This is a genomic window from Brevundimonas sp. FG8 (assembly GCF_057808845.1).
Map to the genome: position 1 here is coordinate 63,925 of NZ_JBMDIU010000010.1, position 15,631 is coordinate 79,555.

Below are 15,631 nucleotides of genomic sequence, written 5' to 3' on the forward strand. Positions count from 1 at the left end.
AGCTATGTTTTATCTGCTGTATCTGTATTTCCAGGACGTGGCGCCGGACTATCCGCTGCTGAACCTGATCCAGTATCAGACGGTCCGCGTGGCGCTGGCCATGGCGACCGCCATGATCGTCGCCGTGGCGATGGGCAGCCGCTTCATCAACTGGATGCGGGCCAAGCAGGGCAAGGGGCAGCCGATCCGCTCGGACGGACCGATCACCCACCTGTCGAAGGTCGGCACCCCGACCATGGGCGGCCTGATGATCCTGGCGGGCATCGCGGTGGCGGTGCTGCTGTGGGGCGACCTGACCAATCCCTACATCTGGATCGTCTCGCTGGTGACGGCGGCGTTCGGCGTGCTGGGCTTCATCGACGACTACGCCAAGGTGACCAAACAGACCTCGGCGGGCCTGACCTCGAAGCAGAAGCTGATCGCCCAGACCATCGTCTCGCTCATCGCGGGCGTTCTGACGGTGCTGTGGATGACGGTGTCGCCGACCTCTCCGGGCCTCGAGACCTCCATCGCCTTCCCCTTCTTCAAGGCGGTGCTGCTGAATGTCGGCTGGTTCTATGTGATCTTCGCCGCCTTCACGATCGTCGGCTTCTCGAACGCGGTGAACCTGACGGACGGTCTGGACGGTCTGGCCATCGTGCCGGTGATGATGGCGGCGGCGGCGTTCGGCATCATCGCCTATCTGGTCGGCAACTTTAAATTCTCGGACTACCTCGGCGTTCACCACGTGCCGGGCGCGGGCGAGCTGGCCATTTTCCTGGCGGCGATCATCGGCGGGGGCGTGGGCTTCCTCTGGTACAACGCTCCGCCGGCCAAGATCTTCATGGGCGACACCGGTTCGCTGGCCCTGGGCGGCGCGCTGGGCTCGATCGCCGTGGCCACCAAGCATGAGCTGGTGCTGGGCATCGTCGGCGGCCTGTTCGTGATCGAGGCCGCCTCGGTCATGATCCAGGTCGCCTACTTCAAGGCCACCGGAAAGCGCATCTTCCTGATGGCGCCGATCCACCACCATTTCGAGAAGATGGGCTGGCCGGAGTCGACCGTGGTGATCCGCTTCTGGATCGTCGCCGCCATGCTGGCGCTGGCCGGTCTGGCGACGCTGAAACTGCGATAGAGCCATGATCCCCGTCCCCGGCTTTGAAGGACGGAGGATCGCGGTCTTCGGCCTTGGGCGGTCGGGACTGACGGCCGCGCGCGCGCTGAAGGCGGGCGGGGCGCTGCCGGTGCTGTGGGACGACAGCGTCTCAAGCCGGATGCAGGCGGAGGCTGAAGGGTTCGCGGTCGAGGACCTGACGATCGCCGACTGGTCGGATTTCGCGGCGCTGGTGCTGTCGCCGGGCGCGCCGCTGACCCACCCCAAGCCGCACTGGACGGTCGAGAAGGCGAGGGCCGCGGGCGTCGAGGTGATCGGCGACATCGAACTGTTCGCCCGCGCGCTGGCGGCGCTGCCGGAGGGACAGCGGCCGCGCGTGGTGGCCATCACGGGGACCAACGGCAAATCGACCACGACGGCCCTGATCGGCTGGGTGCTGAAACAGGCCGGGCTGACGGTGCATGTCGGCGGCAATATCGGCATCGGCGTGCTGGCCCTGCCGGAGCCGACGAAGGACGCCGTCTATGTGATCGAGGTGTCGAGCTATCAGCTGGACCTGACGACCAGGTTCGCGCCCGACGTGGCGATCCTGACCAACGTCTCGCCGGATCATCTGGACCGGCATGGCGGGATGGAGGGGTACGTCGAGGCGAAGACGCGAATCTTCCAGGCGCAGGGAGCGAAGGCCGTGGCGCTGGTGGGCATCGATGATGCTTTCGGCCTCAAGGTCGCGAATGGACTGAGCGCTCGGGAAGACAGGGTCTCGCTGATCTCGACGGTCAAACATCATCACTGGGACGACTGGCAGGTCGGCTTCAGAAAGATGGGCGCGGTCACGGCGTTTGACGGCGTGCTGCGGACTCCGGACGGAATCGCCATCGACATCACCACCGCCCGCTCCCTCCCGGGCCGCCATAACGCCCAGAACGCCGCGTTCGCCTATGCCGCCGCGCGGGCCGTCGGGGTGTCGCACGAAGCCGCCGTCGAGGGCTTGCTCACCTTCCCCGGTCTGGCGCACCGGATGGAGACCGTGGGCCATCTGGGCAAGGTCCGGTTCGTCAACGACTCGAAGGCCACCAACGCCGACGCCGCGCGGCAGGCGCTGGCCAGCTATGAGCGTAGCTTCTGGATCGCGGGCGGGCGGGCCAAGGCGGGCGGGATCGATGATCTGGAGGATCTGTTCCCCCGGGTGGTCGAGGCCTTCCTGATCGGCGAGGCGGCCGGGCCGTTCGCGGCTAGGCTGGGCGAGACCCCGCACCGGATCAGCGGCGACATGGCGACGGCCGTCCAGCAGGCTTATGAGGCCGCCGCCGCGACGGGCCGGGACGAGGTGGTGCTGCTGAGCCCCGCCGCCGCCAGCTTTGACCAATATCCGGACTTCGAGGCGAGGGGGGAGGCGTTCCGCGCCGCCGTTCTGGCGCTCGGGGCTACACCTGCGAGCGTCGCATGACCCAGCAGAGCTATAATCCCGCCTTCTCGCGCAACGATCAGAGCCTGCTGGCCCAGTGGTTCTGGACCATGGATCGCGGCCTGCTGGCCGCCGCCCTGATGCTGATGGGGCTGGGGGTGGCGCTGAGCTTCGCCTCGTCGCCCGCCGCCATTCTGGCTGACCAGTCGATCAGCGATCCGTTCCACTATTCGTGGCGGATGATAGTCTTCGCCTCGATGGGGCTGGCGGCCATGCTGGTCATGTCCTTCCTGTCGCCGCGCGGCGTGCGACGGATCGCGGTGCTGGCCCTGCTGGGCGCCCTGTTCATCATGGCCCTGCTGCCCTTCATCGGGGACACGGTGAAGGGGGCGGCGCGCTGGATCAATCTGGGGCCGTTCAGCCTGCAGCCGTCCGAGTTCGCCAAGCCCGCCCTGATCGTCTTCGCCGCCTGGATGTTCTCCGAGGCGCAGAAGGGGCAGGGGGTGCCGGGCGTCAGCATCGCCTTCGGCGTCTGGGCCGTGACGGTGGGCCTGCTGCTGATCCAGCCGGACATCGGCCAGACCCTGCTGATCACCACCACCTTCATGGCCGTCTTCTTTATGGCCGGGGTGCCGCTGAAGTGGGTGATGGCGCTGGCGGGCGCCGGCGCGGCGGGGGTCGTGGCGCTGTTCTTCACCTTCAGCCACATGCGCGATCGCCTGAGCCGGTTCGGTTCGGACGACGCGGGCGCGACCTATCAGATCGACCGCGCGTCCGAGGCCATCCGCGCGGGCGGGCTGGTCGGACGGGGCGTGGGCGAGGGGGTGATGAAGCGCTCCGTGCCCGACCTGCACACCGACTTCATCTATTCGGTCGGCGCCGAGGAGTTCGGGCTGGTGCTGAGCCTGATCATGATCGGCCTGTACGCCTTCATCGTCATTCGCGGGATGCGGCTGGCGATGAAGCTGAATGACCCGTTCGAGCAGGTGGCGGCCGCCGGGCTGTTCATGCTGATCGGGCTGCAGGCCTGCATCAATATCGCGGTGAACCTGAACCTGATCCCGACCAAGGGGATGACCCTGCCCTTCATCAGCTACGGCGGCTCGTCGATGCTGGCCATGGGGCTGACGATGGGGTTCGCCCTCAGCCTGACCCGACGTCGTCCGGGCGCCTATGAGCCGGGCGCCACGCTCGGCGAACGCCGCCGCATCTTGCCCTAGTCAGGATTGCATCGACCGCATTCCCATGGTTGATCTTGATGATCAACCATAAGGGGATTGCGTGATGCGTATCAAGAAGTCCTGGGTTCTCGGCGCCGTGGCCTCTGGCCTTGCTCTTGCGGCGACGGCGAGCATGGCGCTCCCGCGCGACATGACCATCATCGACTACTACAGCGACGCAACCCATCAGGAGCAGGTCGGCACCTACGTTGAATTCTGCTCTGGCCATCGCAACACGGTCGGCACGGTGACGGCGTACACCGAGACCATGCGCCACCGCTGCTATTCCGGTATTGATTATGATCTTTTGATCTCCGACTGGTACAAGTTCCAATGCGCCACGCCGGGGGCGACCTGTTACTTCGACTGAGCCTTGAGGCTCGTCATCGAGCCTGAAGTGGATTGCGAATGGGGCTGGCGACCAGCTTGACGGAATGGCGGTGAAGGTCTGCGTCGCCGCCGCCGGGGGCACCGGCGGGCATATGTTCCCCGCAGAGGCCCTGTCGCGCGAACTGACCGCGCGCGGCTGGCGCATCGTGCTGGCCACCGATCACCGGGGCGAGCAGTACGCCCATAGCTTCCCGGCCGAGGAACGGCTGGCGCTGGACGCCGCCACGGGCAGCGGGCCGCTCGGCATGGCAAAGGCGGGCGTGGCGATCCTGAAGGGCGTGGGACAGGCGCGGGCCGCGCTGACGCGGCTGGACGCGGCGGTGGTGGTCGGCTTCGGCGGTTATCCGTCGGCCCCCGCCCTGCTGGCGGCGCTGAGCCAGAAGCGCCCGACCCTGCTGCATGAGCAGAACGCGGTGCTGGGGCGCACCAACCGCTGGCTGGCGCCGCATGTCGGCGCCATCGCCTCGTCCTTCCCCAATCTGCAGAAGGTTCCGGAGACCGTGCGGGGCCGCGTGACCCTGATCGGCAATCCGGTGCGCCCGGACATCCGGGCCCTGTACGAGCGGGCCTTCGCGGCGCCGGTCGACGGCGGGCCGATCCATGTGCTGGTGACCGGCGGCAGCCAGGGCGCCCGCATCCTGTCCGAGACCGCGCCGCGCGCGCTGGCGGCCCTGCCGGAGGCGATCCGCAGCCGACTGAAGGTGCAGCAGCAGTCGCGGCCCGAGACGCTGGAGAGCGCGCGCCAGATCTATCTGGAGGCCGGGATCGAGGCCGAGGTGGCGCCCTTCTTCCGGGACATGGCCGCGCGCCTGTCGACGGCGCATCTGGTGATCGGGCGGGCCGGGGCCTCGACCTGTTCGGAGCTGGCGGTGGCGGCCCTGCCGTCGCTGCTGATCCCGCTGAAGATCGCCATGGACGACCATCAGCGCTTCAACGCCGCCAGTCTGGCGGACGCGGGCGGGGCCGAGGTGATGCTGGAGGACGCGGTGACGGTCGAAGCCATGACCGCCGCGCTGAACGCCATCCTGTCGGACCCGGCGCGTCTGTCGGCCATGAGCGCGGGCGCGCGTTCGGCGGCCCTGCCGGACGCCACGGCGCGGCTGGCGGATATGGTCGAGGCGGCGGCGCGCTAATCCTTCTCCCCCGGAGGGGAGGAGGAAGAAACAGGGACACGATCCGGCGGGTCGCGCGTTAGCTTCACCATGCCGACATTCGTGACCGACCTGTCCCGCGATATCGCCGCCCTGTGGCGTGAGTTCAACTGGCTGCCCGAGTGGGCGGTGATCGCGCTGATCGTGGCGGTCTTCATGCTGATCGGCTGGGCGGCGAACCAGCTGGTGTTCTGGCTGCTGAAGCTGGCGGTGCGGAAACGGGACCTGTTCTGGCGCGGGCTGGTGGGGCGGGCGCGTCTGAAGGTGCGGGTGATGGTGATGATCATCGCCCTGGCGCTGGCGGTGACGGTCTCGCCCATGGACCCCGGCCCGTCGGAGACGATCCGGCAGATTCTCGGGTTCGTCTTCGTCCTGACGCTGGGCTGGATGGCCGTCGGGGCGTCCGACATGTGGGCGATCATCTACATGCGGCGCTTCAATCTGGCGGAGGAAGACAACCTCATCGCCCGCAAGCATGTGACCCAGACCCGCATCCTGCAGCGGGTGGCGGCGCTGCTGATCGCGCTGGTGACGCTGGGACTGGCGCTGATGACCATCGGGGCGGTGCGGCAGTGGGGGATGAGCCTGCTGGCCTCGGCCGGGGTGGTCGGCATCATCGCCGGTCTGGCCTTGCAGCCCCTGCTGACCAACCTGATCGCGGGCGTCCAGATCGCCACGGCCCAACCGATCCGGCTGGATGACGCCGTCATCGTCGAGGGCGAGTGGGGACAGGTGGAGGAGATCACCTCGACCTATGTGGTGGTCAAGCTGTGGGACTGGCGCAGGATGATCCTGCCGCTGAGCTATTTCATCACCACGCCCTTCCAGAATTGGACGCGGGAGACGGCGCGCCTGATCGGCACGGCCTTCCTGTATGTGGACTATGAGGCGCCGATGGACCGGCTGAGGGCCGAGCTGGAGCGCATCTGCAAGGAAAGCCCGCGCTGGGACGGGGACGTCGTCAATCTGCAGGTGACCGACATCACCGACCGGGTCGCCCAGATCCGCTGTCTGGCCAGCGCCCGCAACGCGCCCACGGCCTTCGACCTGCGCTGCGAAATCCGCGAGAAGATGCTGGCCTTCATCCGGGACGAATGCCCGGAGGCGCTGCCGAGACAGAGGCAGTTGAACTCGGGGATGGAGTTTGATCCTTCTCCGCTCGGGGCGATGGAGCGACCCTCCTGATCCGCTCATCCGGCCTTCGCGGGGGTGAGCGGAATCCTAGGAGGCCAACGCCTCACGCCCGACCGTGACCGCGTCTTCCAGCGTGCTGACGCCGTAGGGGCCGACGGAGGCGGGGTCGCAGGCGGCGGCCAGAAGCTCGGCGGCGTCTCCACCCTCGACGGCTTCGTATGCCGGGGCGGGATCGGGCGTGGCCGGACCTTCGGCGCCGCCGGCCTTCACCGCCGCGAAGTCCAGCCGGTCGGCGGTGCGGGCGGCGCAGTCGAAGCGCCACCAGGACCAGCCGCCCCAGTAAGCCTGATCGCCGACGTGGAAATCCGCCTCGGTCACCTGGAAGGCGCGCAGACGGACGCCGTCCCGGTCACGCTCCAGCGAGACCATGTCGGCGAGGACCGCGAACCGTCCGACGCCGATCAGCACGAAACGATGCTCGCCCGTGTGCTCGTCCCGTGGTCGGCCAGTCGCCGGGGCGGCGAGCAGGGTGAAGAGCAGCAGGAGCGGCAGGACGCGTTTCATCCGGCCATCGTAACCGGACGTTGACCGGGGTTCGAGTAGGCTGGCGTCCATGACGCGCTTCATGACGCTGGATTTCGCCGACGGAGACCGCCCCGCGCTGCTGGCGCAGGTGGCCGCGATGGCGCGCGGACCCTACGGCTATGTGGTCACGCCGAATGTGGACCATGTGATCAAGCTGATGGACGGACGGGTGGCCGAGGACGTCTATCGCGGCGCGGCGCTGATGATCTGCGACAGCCGTATTCTGGCCCATCTGGCGAAGCTGCGGGGCAAGCGGCTGTCGGTTTATCCGGGGTCGGACATGACGGCGGACTTGCTGGCGTCGGACCATGACCTGACCTTCGGCGTGTTCGGCCCGGACCGGGCGGCGTTCGACGATCTGGTCGCGCGCTATCCCGGCCGACGGTTCACCTTCATCGAAGCGCCGATGCTGACGCCCGGCACGCCGGAGTGGGACGGGGTGGTGAAGACCGCCGCCGCCGCCGAATGGGACGTGCTGCTGGCCTGCGTCTCCTTCCCCAAGCAGGAGCGCTTCGCCCATGCCCTGCGCGCCGCAGGACGGCCGTTCGGCGTGACCCTGTGTGTGGGGGCGTCGATCGACTTCCTGACCGGCCGCCAGCATCGGGCGCCGAAGATCTTCCAGCAGCTGTCGCTGGAATGGCTGCACCGCCTGCTGAGCCAGCCGAAGCGGATGTTCCGCCGCTACGTGATCGAGGGGCCGGCGATCTTCGGGTGGTTCGTCAGGACGGAAGTGCTGAAGGGGTGAAGAGTGCTAGTGAGTAGTGAGTGGTGACGTCGGCGGCAGCCGCCAGACCATTCTAATCACTACTCACTAGCACTCTTCACCCTGTGCCTAAGCCACCAGCGTCTCAGCCTGCGTCAGGTCCACGCTGACCAGTTGGCTGACCCCGCGGTCCGGCATCGTCACCCCATACAACCGGTCCATGCGGCTCATGGTGACGGGGTTGTGGGTGATGACGATGAAGCGGGTCTCGGTGCGGTTGCGCATCTCGTTGAGCATGCGGCAGTAGCGGTCGACGTTGGCGTCATCCAGCGGTGCGTCGACCTCGTCCAGCACGCAGACGGGGGCCGGATTGGCGAGGAAGACGGCGAAGATCAGGGCGGCGGCGGTCAGGGCTTGCTCGCCGCCGGACATCAGGCTCATGACCGACAGACGCTTGCCGGGCGGGCAGGCGTAGATTTCCAGACCGGCCTCCAGCGGGTCGTCGCTCTCGACCAACTTGAGCTCGGCCTGACCGCCGCCGAACAGGGCTTCGAACAGGGTGCGGAAATTCTCGTTGATGATGTCGAAGGCGGCGATCAGGCGCTCGCGGCCCTCGGCGTTCAGTTCGTCGATGCCGTCCCGCAGTTTGGCGATGGCGCTGGTCAGGTCCGAGCGCTCGACCTTCATCGTCTGCAGGCGGTCGCCGTAGTCGTTGGCCTCCTCCTCGGCCAACAGGTTGACCGCGCCCAGCGCCTCGCGCTCGCGCTCCAGCCCGAACAGCAGGCTTTCAGCGCCGGCGGCGTCGGGCGGGCGGGCGACGGCGTCGTCGGTCAGCTTCTGGCCCAGCTCCTCCGGCGACATCTGCGCCGTTTCCTCGACGTTCTTCGTGGCGTCGGCCAGCTTTTCGGCGGCGGCCTCGGCGCGGGCGGCCAGACCGGCCCGGGCCTCGCGCGCCTGCGAGGCGGCGGTTTCGGCGGCGCGGGCGGCGCGGTCAGCGTCTCCGGCGGCCGTCTCGGCCAGGGCGAGGGCGTCGGCGGCCGCCTTTCGGCGGGTCTCGGCGGTGGTCAGGGCGTCCAGCAGGGTCGAGCGCTGGGCGGCCAGCTGGTCGGGTGCGTCGGATGCCTGCTTGAGTTTGGCGGCGGTGGTGGTCGCGTCCTTCTCCAGCGCGGTGACGCGGGCCTTGGCGTCCTTGGCGCGTCCGGCCCAGCCTTCGCGCTCGCGCTTGATGCCCTCGACGCGGGACTGGCGGGCGGCGACCTCGCGGGCCTCGCTGTCGCGCTCGACGCGGGCGGTGGCGGAGGCGGTGCGGGCGGCGTCAGCGGCGGCGCGGGCGGCGGTCAGCTCCTCGCGCAGGGCGGCGAGGGTTTCGGACGGCGCTTCGGTCCCCTGCGCCTCCTGAAGGGCGGCCTCGGCGGCCTCGACCTCGGCGGTCAGGCGCGTCAGGGTCTCGTCCAGCGCCTGCGCGCGGGCTTCCTTGCGCGCCTGTTCGCGACCGAGGGCCTCGACGCGGTCGCGGGCGGCGGTCACGGCCTTGTCGAGCGGGAAGGGCGCGGCGCGGGCGATCTTCACCCGCTCCTCAGCCCCGCGGAAGGCGTCGGTGGCGGTCTTCAGCGCCGTCTGCGCGGCGTCGAGCGCGGGTTTGCCCTGATCAATCTCGGCTTCGAGCTCGGACAGGCGCGTGCGCTGGGCCAGACGGACGGCGGCGGGGCGCGGGGCCTCGGCGCGCTGGACGAAACCGTCCCAGCGCCAAAGGTCGCCGTCGGTGGTGACCAGACGGGCGCCGACGGGCAGGTCCTTCGACAGGGCCGCGACCTGCTCCTTCGCCGCCACGCCGCAGAGGGCCAGACGGGCCTTCAGCTGATCGGGGGCCGAGACGTGGTCGGCCAGCGGCGTCACCCCCTTGGGCCATGACGGCGTGGGAACCGTCGCCCCGGCCCAGTAGGCGGCGGCGCGGGCGTCCAGCGCGGCGTCCAGATCGTCGCCGAGGGCGGCGGCGAGGGCGGCTTCATAGCCCTTGTCCGCCTGCACACTGTCCAGCGCCGGGGCGTGCTCGCGCTTGCCCTGAACCAGCAGCTGGGCGAGGCCGCGGGCCTCGGTCTGGAGGCGGCCCAGACGGTCCTCGGCGGCGCGGGCGGCCTGACGGGCCTCCTGTTCGGCGCGGGCCTTGTCGCCCCGGTCCGCCTCGGCGGTCTCGACGGCGGCGCGGGCGGCCGTCAGGGCGGCCTGCGCCTGTTCCAGAGCGGTGCGGGCGGCCTCGATCTCAGGCGTCTCGAGCGGGCCGAGCGCATCGCGTTCACGCTGGGCCGAGGCGAGCTGAGTTCTGGCGCGTTCGACGCGGGCCTCGGCGTCCCTCTTGCGAGCGTTCTCGGCGGAGACGCGGGCCTCGACGGCGGCGACGGCCCCGGCCACGCGCTCGACCTCGGCATCGGCGGCGCGGCGCGCGTCTTCGGCGGCCAGCAGGGCGGCGTCCAGTTGCGGGCCTCGCGCGGGCGCGGCGGCGATCTCGGCGGAGACGCGGTCGAAGGCCTCGGTCAGCCGGGCCAGCTCGCTTTCAGCGTCGCCGGCCATGCCGGTTTCCCGCTCGATGTCGGCGGCGATGCGGGCGCCCTCGGCCTTCAGCCGCTCGACCTCGGCGCGGGCCTGCTGCTCGGCCATGTCGAGGCGGTCGCGCTCCAGGCTGGCGCGATGCAGCAGGGCGCCGGCGACGGCGTCTTCCTCGCGCGCGGGCTTCAGGGCTTCCTGCGCGTTCAGGGCGGCGGTCTGGGCGCGGCCCGAGGCGGTTGTCGCCTCGACCACGGCGCGGTCGGCCTCGGCCAGTTCCTGCGCGGCGGCCTCGGCGGCGAGGCGGGCGTCGTTCCAGCGGACGTAGAGCAGCGACGCCTGAAGCGCGCGGATCTCGGCGGAAATCTTCTTGTACTTCTCGGCCTGCCGCGCCTCGCGCTTCAGGCGCCCGAGGGTGGTCTCCAGTTCGCGACCGATGTCGTCGAGACGTTCGAGGTTGGCCTCGGCGGCCTTCAGGCGCAGTTCGGCCTCGTGGCGGCGAGTGTGCAGGCCCGCGACCCCGCCGGCTTCCTCGAGAATGCGGCGGCGGTTCTGGGGCTTTGCGGCGATCAGTTCGCTGATCTGGCCCTGACGGACGAGAGCCGGGGAGTTGGCGCCGGTCGAGGCGTCGGCGAACAGCAGCTGGACGTCGCGGGCGCGGACCTCCTTGCCGTTGATCCGGTAGGTTGAGCCCTGGCCACGGTCGATGCGGCGCGACACCTCGAGGATCGGGCTGTCGGTGAAGGGCTGGGGCGCGCGGCGCTGGGCGTTGTCGATGGTCAGCTGGACTTCGGCGTGGCTGCGCGGCGGGCGGTTGGCGGCGCCGGCGAAGATAACGTCGTCCATGCCCTGACCGCGCATGGCCTTGGCCGAGTTGGCGCCCATGACCCAGCGCAGGCTCTCAAGGACGTTGGACTTGCCGCAGCCGTTGGGGCCGACGATGCCGGTCAGGCCGGGCTCGATATGGAATTCCTGCGCGTCGACGAAGGACTTGAAGCCGACGAGTCTGAGGCGCTGGAACTGCACCGGCGGGTGGGCCTAGCGGGCCGCGGCGGCCGCGCGGACGGCGACCTCCAGACCGCCCAGAGAGCGGTCGGTCACGCGGCGTCCGTTGACGAAGAAGGCGGGGGTGGTCGTCGCTCCGGCGGCGGCGGCTCCGTTGATGTCCCGCTCCAGCGCGGCGCGCGTGGCGGGCAGGTCGGCGCAGGCGGTCAACTGGGCGCGGGTGCGGCCGCTGACGGCGATGGCCGGGTCGTACCAGTCCTCCTGACGCCCGCCGTTCAGCACGGCCGACTGACCGCGCATCAGGACCGAGACCACATCGAAGAACTTTTCCGGCGCCGCACAGCGCGCCATCGCGGCGGCGGGCAGGGACAGGCTGTCCGGGCTGGTCGGCAGGTTGCGGAAGACAAAGCGCACCTGACCGGTGTCGATCAGGCGCTGCTTGAAGAGCGGAAAGACGAACTGGTGCCAGTCCGAGCAGTGGTGGCAGGTGAAGGAGGCGTACTCGATCACCGTCACCGGAGCGTCGGCGCGGCCCAGCGTGCGGTCCGCAGCGGTGACGGCCGGGACAGGAGCCGCGGGCGTCTGCGCCTGCGACGGCGCGGACGTCGTCGCAAGCAGCGCCGGCAGGGCCAGCGCCAGAAGCAGAAGGGTTCGCCGCGGCCCTGTCAGCATGGGCTTACTTGGCCAGTTCGGCGTCGATTGCGGTCGACAGGTCGGTCAGGGTCGCGCCGCTGTTCGAGCCGGGGCTGATCACCTGCGTGCCGTTGACGAAGAAGGTCGGCGTGCCGGTGACGCCGGCGCGCAGGGCCTGACGGTCCCGTTCGTCGCTGGCCTTGAGGTTTTCCGGGTCCTTGATGCAGGCCTCGATCTGGCTGTTGCTCAGGCCCGCGCCGTTACCGATGCGGAACAGGGTCGAGCGCGGGTCGGCGCCCTGCAGTTCAGGCAGGTTCGACATCAACTCGTGGACGACGTCGAAATACTTATCTTCACCGGCGCAGCGGGCGACGGCGAACCCGGCGGCGGCGACGTTGGCGGGCGGGGTGCGCAGTTCGCGGAAGACGTAGCGGACCTTGTTGGTGTCCACATATTTGGCCTTGAAGCCGGGCCAGGTCTCTTCCTGCCAGGCGGCGCAGTGGGGGCAGGTGACCGAGGCGTATTCGATGACCGTGACCTTGGCGCCTTCGGCGGCGCCGAGGGCCATGTCGCCCTGGGCGGGGGCGGAAGACCCGCCGCCACAGCCGGTCAGGGTCGCCATGGCGGCGAGGGCGGCGGCGGACAGGGCCGCGCGGCGGCTCATGTCGGCGTAACGGAACGTCATGGGGCAGTCCTCACTCGACGAGATTTCCAAGCATCGCGCGATTCTGTCGCGCGCGTGCGTGCAAGGACTTTCGAGAACAGGTGCGGCGAAGGTTTGTCAACGACAACCCTTCGCCGTCTGAAACCCCGCAGGGGTTATTTCGCCAGTTCGGCGTCGATGGCCGCGGCGATGTCATTCAGGGTCGGGCCGCTGGCCGAGCCGGGGCTGACGATCTTCGTGCCGTTGACGAAGAAGCTGGGGGTGCCGTCAACACCGGCCTCGCGCGCCGCACGGGCGCGGGCGTCGATCGCCTCAAGGCCCTTCGGGTCCTTGATGCAGGTCTCGATCTGGCTGTTGGTCAGACCCGCGCCGTTGCCGATGCGGAACAGGGTGTCGCGCGGATTGCCGCCCGTCTGCCATTCGGTCTGGCTTTCCATGATGGCGTGGACGACGTCGAAATACTTGTCCTCACCGGCGCAGCGGGCGACCTGGAAGCCGGCGACGGCGACATTGGCCGGGGGCGTCGGGATTTCGCGGAAGACGAAGCGGACCTTGTTGGTGTCGATATAGCGGGTCTTGAAGGCTTCCCAGTTCTCGTGCTGCCAGGCGGCGCAGACGTGGCAGGTGACCGAGGCGTATTCGACCACGGTGACCGGGCCGGTCCCCATCGACATGTCCCCTTCAGCGGCGGCGGCGGTGTCCTTGGCGCAGCCGACGGCCAGTACGGCCGAGGCCGCGATCGCGGTCACGATGGCCGCGCGGCGGCTGATGAAGGTGGTGATGTTGCGCATGGAAGCCCCTCTGGTTCGGGGCGGATCGAGACCCGTCGGAGGCCGCCTTGTCAACGGTTCAGGTGTCGCGGGTCCCGCGCAGGACCGCCCGCCCCAGCTTCTCCAGCGCCCCCTTGAGACTGTCGGGCGCGTCGGCGAGGGAGGCCTTCAGCTCGGCCTCCTGATGGGCGGGCAGGGGGGCGGCGGTCGCGGCCTTGCGGGCCGGGGCGGCGGGCGTGTCCGGCAGGGGTTTCACCGGTCCCTGGGCGATGCGCAGCTTCTCGACCGCGCCGGCCCCCAGGAACAGGTTGACCCGCTGGATGATGTCCTCCGACTGGTGCTGGACCAGCAGGGCGGCGGGACCGGCCACGCGCAGCTCCAGCGTGCCCCCGGCGCCGGCGCGCCCCTTGGTCAGTTTCTGCGGGCGGGTGACGCGGGCCAGCCGTTCGCCGACGATTTCGCGCCAGCGCGGCTCCAGCGCGCCCGCGCCGCGACCAAGCTTGGCGTCCAGTTCCTTGATCAGCCCCTGAAGCGCGCGACCGGCCTTGGGCGCCGGGCGGGGAGCCGGGCGGGTGCGTCGACGGGACAGGATTTCCCGGGCTTCGGCGTCAGTGGGCAGCGTGCGGCGCATTTCCGGGTTATAGCGCGACCGATGCCTTCCGTCCCCGCCGACGTGCCCGCGATCCGATCCGCCCTGCTGGGCTGGTATGACGTCCATGCGCGGACGCTTGTCTGGCGCGCGCCGCCCGGATCGAAGGGGCGGCCCGATCCGTACCGGGTCTGGCTGTCCGAGGTGATGCTGCAACAGACCACCACGCCGCACGCCACGCCGTACTTCCTGAAGTTCACCAAGCGCTGGCCGACGGTCTCTGATCTGGCGGCGGCGGAGGATGCGGATGTCATGGCCGCCTGGGCGGGGCTTGGGTACTACGCTCGCGCCCGCAATCTGCTGGCCTGTGCGCGAGCGGTGGCGGGCGGGCACGGCGGCGTGTTCCCCGATACCGAGGCAGGGCTGCTGGCCCTGCCGGGGGTGGGCGCCTACACCGCCGCCGCCGTCGCCGGCATCGCCTTCGGCGAGGCGGCCAATGTGGTGGACGGCAATGTCGAGCGGGTGATGGCCCGGCTGTTCGCGGTCGAGACGCCCGTGCCGACGGCCCGGCCCGAACTGCGCGCGCTGGCGGGATCGCTGGTGCGGGACGAGCGGCCGGGGGACTGGGCGCAGGCGTTGATGGATCTGGGGGCCACCGTCTGTCGCCCGAAGTCGCCGCTGTGCGGGGACTGCCCGCTGACGACATGGTGCGCCGGATATGCGGGCGGCCAGCCGGAACGCTATCCGCTGAAGCTGAAGAAGGCCGAGCGGCCCCGCCGGTCAGGCGTCGCCTGGGTGTTGAGGGACGAACAGGGGCGTGTGGCGCTGGTCCGCAGGCCGGACAAGGGGCTGCTGGGCGGCATGCTGGGCCTGCCGACCTCGGACTGGAGCGCCGCGCCGGACACGACACCGCCCGTGGACGCCGCCTGGCGCGAGGCGGGGTTCGTCGAGCACGTCTTCACCCATTTCAGCCTGACTCTGGACGTGCGGACGGGCGAGGGGACGGGCGACTTCGTCTGGACGCCGGTGGAACAGGCGCTGGGCGCGCTGCCGACGGTGTTCAGGAAGGCGCTGGAGCGGGGGCTGGGTGCGTTTTCGGGATGAGATCAGGCACCGGGCGACAAGCTCCGGTAGGCATCAGCAATGTCGTTGCCGAAGACCTGAATTAGATAGGAAGCGACAATCAAAAGAAGCGAGTACGTGAGGGCCGAACTGGCCCCGATCAGCAAATCTTTCCAGATCGGCCGCCCAACTTTCAGTGCTTCGGCCTCGATTTCCGGCGTCGCGACATCAATGATGGTGTCGGCATATGCGGAAAGGGCGCTTTCAGCATTCTCCCGGAGCGCCTGCAGAGACGTGTCAGTCCAGGTTTTGTTATAGGCGTTCAGCTCTTTCAAACTTGGCGAGCGCTGATTTTCTGAGTGGAATGCAATCAGCCATTCCCGCTTCGCCTGCTTGTAGAGACCGTAGGCGATGAAGCCTTCAATATCGTCGGTGTCGGTGACGAGCCGCTCAAAGACCTCGTTGTAGGTCTGTGAGTGCGACATCAGCTTGCGGAGACTGCGGACTTCTTGCGCAAAGCCGCCTTGGCATTGGCAAGAGCGGTGTCGTAAACATCACGGTTCATGGATGTGATGACCGTGCCATTCGCGGCGCGTCGGTGCACAAATACGCCGCTGTCCTTGTCCCGCCCCTTAAGGCTGACCACGGCACCGTTGGTGCGTTGTTTCTTCATCGCCATTCCT

At 69.3% G+C, this 15,631-nt stretch carries 16 protein-coding genes; 8 read left to right on the forward strand and 8 right to left on the reverse strand.

Features of this window, described 5'->3' with window-relative positions; translation table 11 throughout:
- Positions 1-4 precede the first annotated feature (4 nt).
- The 6 genes from mraY to ACODRV_RS14620 all read left to right on the forward strand — a co-directional run bounded on the left by mraY (position 5) and on the right by ACODRV_RS14620 (position 6,447).
- On the forward strand, positions 5-1,114 hold the full coding sequence (gene mraY, locus ACODRV_RS14595; RefSeq protein ID WP_141627444.1) for a phospho-N-acetylmuramoyl-pentapeptide-transferase: 1,110 nt from the start codon (positions 5-7) through the stop codon (positions 1,112-1,114).
- A gap of 4 nt (positions 1,115-1,118) precedes the next feature.
- On the forward strand, positions 1,119-2,543 hold the full coding sequence (murD, locus tag ACODRV_RS14600) for a UDP-N-acetylmuramoyl-L-alanine--D-glutamate ligase (RefSeq protein WP_141627443.1): 1,425 nt from the start codon (positions 1,119-1,121) through the stop codon (positions 2,541-2,543).
- Complete coding sequence (gene ftsW, locus ACODRV_RS14605; protein ID WP_141627442.1) at positions 2,540-3,721, forward strand: putative lipid II flippase FtsW; 1,182 nt, start codon at positions 2,540-2,542, stop codon at positions 3,719-3,721. Before murD ends, ftsW begins: the two co-directional genes overlap by 4 nt.
- 64 nt (positions 3,722-3,785) lie before the next feature.
- Positions 3,786-4,091, forward strand: coding sequence for a DUF6289 family protein (locus tag ACODRV_RS14610; protein WP_141627441.1), 306 nt, complete (start codon positions 3,786-3,788; stop codon positions 4,089-4,091).
- Between the two features lie 64 nt (positions 4,092-4,155).
- Entirely contained in the window at positions 4,156-5,244 is a 1,089-nt protein-coding gene (gene murG / locus ACODRV_RS14615) for an undecaprenyldiphospho-muramoylpentapeptide beta-N-acetylglucosaminyltransferase (RefSeq protein ID WP_488908799.1), read from the forward strand.
- A gap of 69 nt (positions 5,245-5,313) precedes the next feature.
- Positions 5,314-6,447: a mechanosensitive ion channel family protein gene (locus ACODRV_RS14620; protein WP_141627439.1), complete on the forward strand. Its 1,134-nt coding sequence runs from the start codon at positions 5,314-5,316 to the stop codon at positions 6,445-6,447.
- A 36-nt stretch (positions 6,448-6,483) separates the two neighbouring features.
- Here ACODRV_RS14620 and ACODRV_RS14625 read toward each other — a convergent pair whose 3' ends face one another.
- Positions 6,484-6,960 carry a hypothetical protein gene (locus tag ACODRV_RS14625; RefSeq protein ID WP_488908800.1) on the reverse strand — a complete coding sequence of 159 codons (477 nt, stop codon included), beginning with the start codon at positions 6,958-6,960 and terminating at the stop codon, positions 6,484-6,486.
- Between the two features lie 49 nt (positions 6,961-7,009).
- Between ACODRV_RS14625 and ACODRV_RS14630 the strand changes: the two genes are divergently transcribed.
- The gene (locus ACODRV_RS14630; RefSeq protein ID WP_488908801.1) at positions 7,010-7,726 is read left to right on the forward strand and encodes a WecB/TagA/CpsF family glycosyltransferase; all 717 of its coding nucleotides are present in this window, start codon (positions 7,010-7,012) and stop codon (positions 7,724-7,726) included.
- 87 nt (positions 7,727-7,813) lie between these two features.
- Here the strand turns inward: ACODRV_RS14630 and smc are convergent, their stop codons facing one another.
- The 5 genes from smc to ACODRV_RS14655 form a co-directional block, all read right to left on the reverse strand.
- Positions 7,814-11,251, reverse strand: a complete 3,438-nt coding sequence (gene smc, locus ACODRV_RS14635; RefSeq protein ID WP_488908802.1) for a chromosome segregation protein SMC — start codon at positions 11,249-11,251, stop codon at positions 7,814-7,816.
- Positions 11,252-11,263: 12 nt separating this feature from the next.
- Entirely contained in the window at positions 11,264-11,902 is a 639-nt protein-coding gene (locus ACODRV_RS14640) for a thioredoxin domain-containing protein (protein WP_141627435.1), read from the reverse strand.
- 4 nt (positions 11,903-11,906) lie between these two features.
- Positions 11,907-12,548, reverse strand: a complete 642-nt coding sequence (locus tag ACODRV_RS14645) for a thioredoxin domain-containing protein (RefSeq protein WP_141627434.1) — start codon at positions 12,546-12,548, stop codon at positions 11,907-11,909.
- 134 nt (positions 12,549-12,682) lie between these two features.
- Positions 12,683-13,318 carry a thioredoxin domain-containing protein gene (locus ACODRV_RS14650; protein ID WP_488908803.1) on the reverse strand — a complete coding sequence of 212 codons (636 nt, stop codon included), beginning with the start codon at positions 13,316-13,318 and terminating at the stop codon, positions 12,683-12,685.
- 58 nt (positions 13,319-13,376) lie between these two features.
- On the reverse strand, positions 13,377-13,928 hold the full coding sequence (locus ACODRV_RS14655) for a DUF721 domain-containing protein (RefSeq protein ID WP_488908804.1): 552 nt from the start codon (positions 13,926-13,928) through the stop codon (positions 13,377-13,379).
- A 21-nt stretch (positions 13,929-13,949) separates the two neighbouring features.
- Between ACODRV_RS14655 and mutY the strand changes: the two genes are divergently transcribed.
- Complete coding sequence (gene mutY / locus ACODRV_RS14660) at positions 13,950-14,990, forward strand: A/G-specific adenine glycosylase (RefSeq protein WP_488908805.1); 1,041 nt, start codon at positions 13,950-13,952, stop codon at positions 14,988-14,990.
- A gap of 2 nt (positions 14,991-14,992) precedes the next feature.
- Here the strand turns inward: mutY and ACODRV_RS14665 are convergent, their stop codons facing one another.
- Both ACODRV_RS14665 and ACODRV_RS14670 read right to left on the reverse strand, forming a co-directional pair.
- On the reverse strand, positions 14,993-15,433 hold the full coding sequence (locus tag ACODRV_RS14665) for a PIN domain-containing protein (protein WP_141627430.1): 441 nt from the start codon (positions 15,431-15,433) through the stop codon (positions 14,993-14,995).
- Entirely contained in the window at positions 15,433-15,627 is a 195-nt protein-coding gene (locus ACODRV_RS14670; protein WP_141627429.1) for a hypothetical protein, read from the reverse strand. The genes ACODRV_RS14665 and ACODRV_RS14670 overlap by 1 nt, the downstream gene beginning before the upstream one ends.
- Positions 15,628-15,631: the final 4 nt, after the last annotated feature.

Excerpts from the sequence above, each read along its gene's own strand:
- ACODRV_RS14640 (WP_141627435.1), bottom strand. The coding sequence starts at position 11,902 with ATGCTGACAGGGCCGCGGCGAACCCTTCTGCTTCTGGCGCTGGCCCTG.
- ACODRV_RS14620 (WP_141627439.1), top strand. The coding sequence starts at position 5,314 with ATGCCGACATTCGTGACCGACCTGTCCCGCGATATCGCCGCCCTGTGG.
- ACODRV_RS14655 (WP_488908804.1), bottom strand. The coding sequence starts at position 13,928 with ATGCGCCGCACGCTGCCCACTGACGCCGAAGCCCGGGAAATCCTGTCC.
- ACODRV_RS14610 (WP_141627441.1), top strand. The coding sequence starts at position 3,786 with ATGCGTATCAAGAAGTCCTGGGTTCTCGGCGCCGTGGCCTCTGGCCTT.
- mutY (WP_488908805.1), top strand. The coding sequence starts at position 13,950 with ATGCCTTCCGTCCCCGCCGACGTGCCCGCGATCCGATCCGCCCTGCTG.
- ACODRV_RS14670 (WP_141627429.1), bottom strand. The coding sequence starts at position 15,627 with ATGGCGATGAAGAAACAACGCACCAACGGTGCCGTGGTCAGCCTTAAG.
- ACODRV_RS14630 (WP_488908801.1), top strand. The coding sequence starts at position 7,010 with ATGACGCGCTTCATGACGCTGGATTTCGCCGACGGAGACCGCCCCGCG.
- ACODRV_RS14625 (WP_488908800.1), bottom strand. The coding sequence starts at position 6,960 with ATGAAACGCGTCCTGCCGCTCCTGCTGCTCTTCACCCTGCTCGCCGCC.
- murG (WP_488908799.1), top strand. The coding sequence starts at position 4,156 with ATGGCGGTGAAGGTCTGCGTCGCCGCCGCCGGGGGCACCGGCGGGCAT.
- ACODRV_RS14645 (WP_141627434.1), bottom strand. The coding sequence starts at position 12,548 with ATGACGTTCCGTTACGCCGACATGAGCCGCCGCGCGGCCCTGTCCGCC.
- ACODRV_RS14665 (WP_141627430.1), bottom strand. The coding sequence starts at position 15,433 with ATGTCGCACTCACAGACCTACAACGAGGTCTTTGAGCGGCTCGTCACC.
- ACODRV_RS14650 (WP_488908803.1), bottom strand. The coding sequence starts at position 13,318 with ATGCGCAACATCACCACCTTCATCAGCCGCCGCGCGGCCATCGTGACC.
- ftsW (WP_141627442.1), top strand. The coding sequence starts at position 2,540 with ATGACCCAGCAGAGCTATAATCCCGCCTTCTCGCGCAACGATCAGAGC.
- mraY (WP_141627444.1), top strand. The coding sequence starts at position 5 with ATGTTTTATCTGCTGTATCTGTATTTCCAGGACGTGGCGCCGGACTAT.
- murD (WP_141627443.1), top strand. The coding sequence starts at position 1,119 with ATGATCCCCGTCCCCGGCTTTGAAGGACGGAGGATCGCGGTCTTCGGC.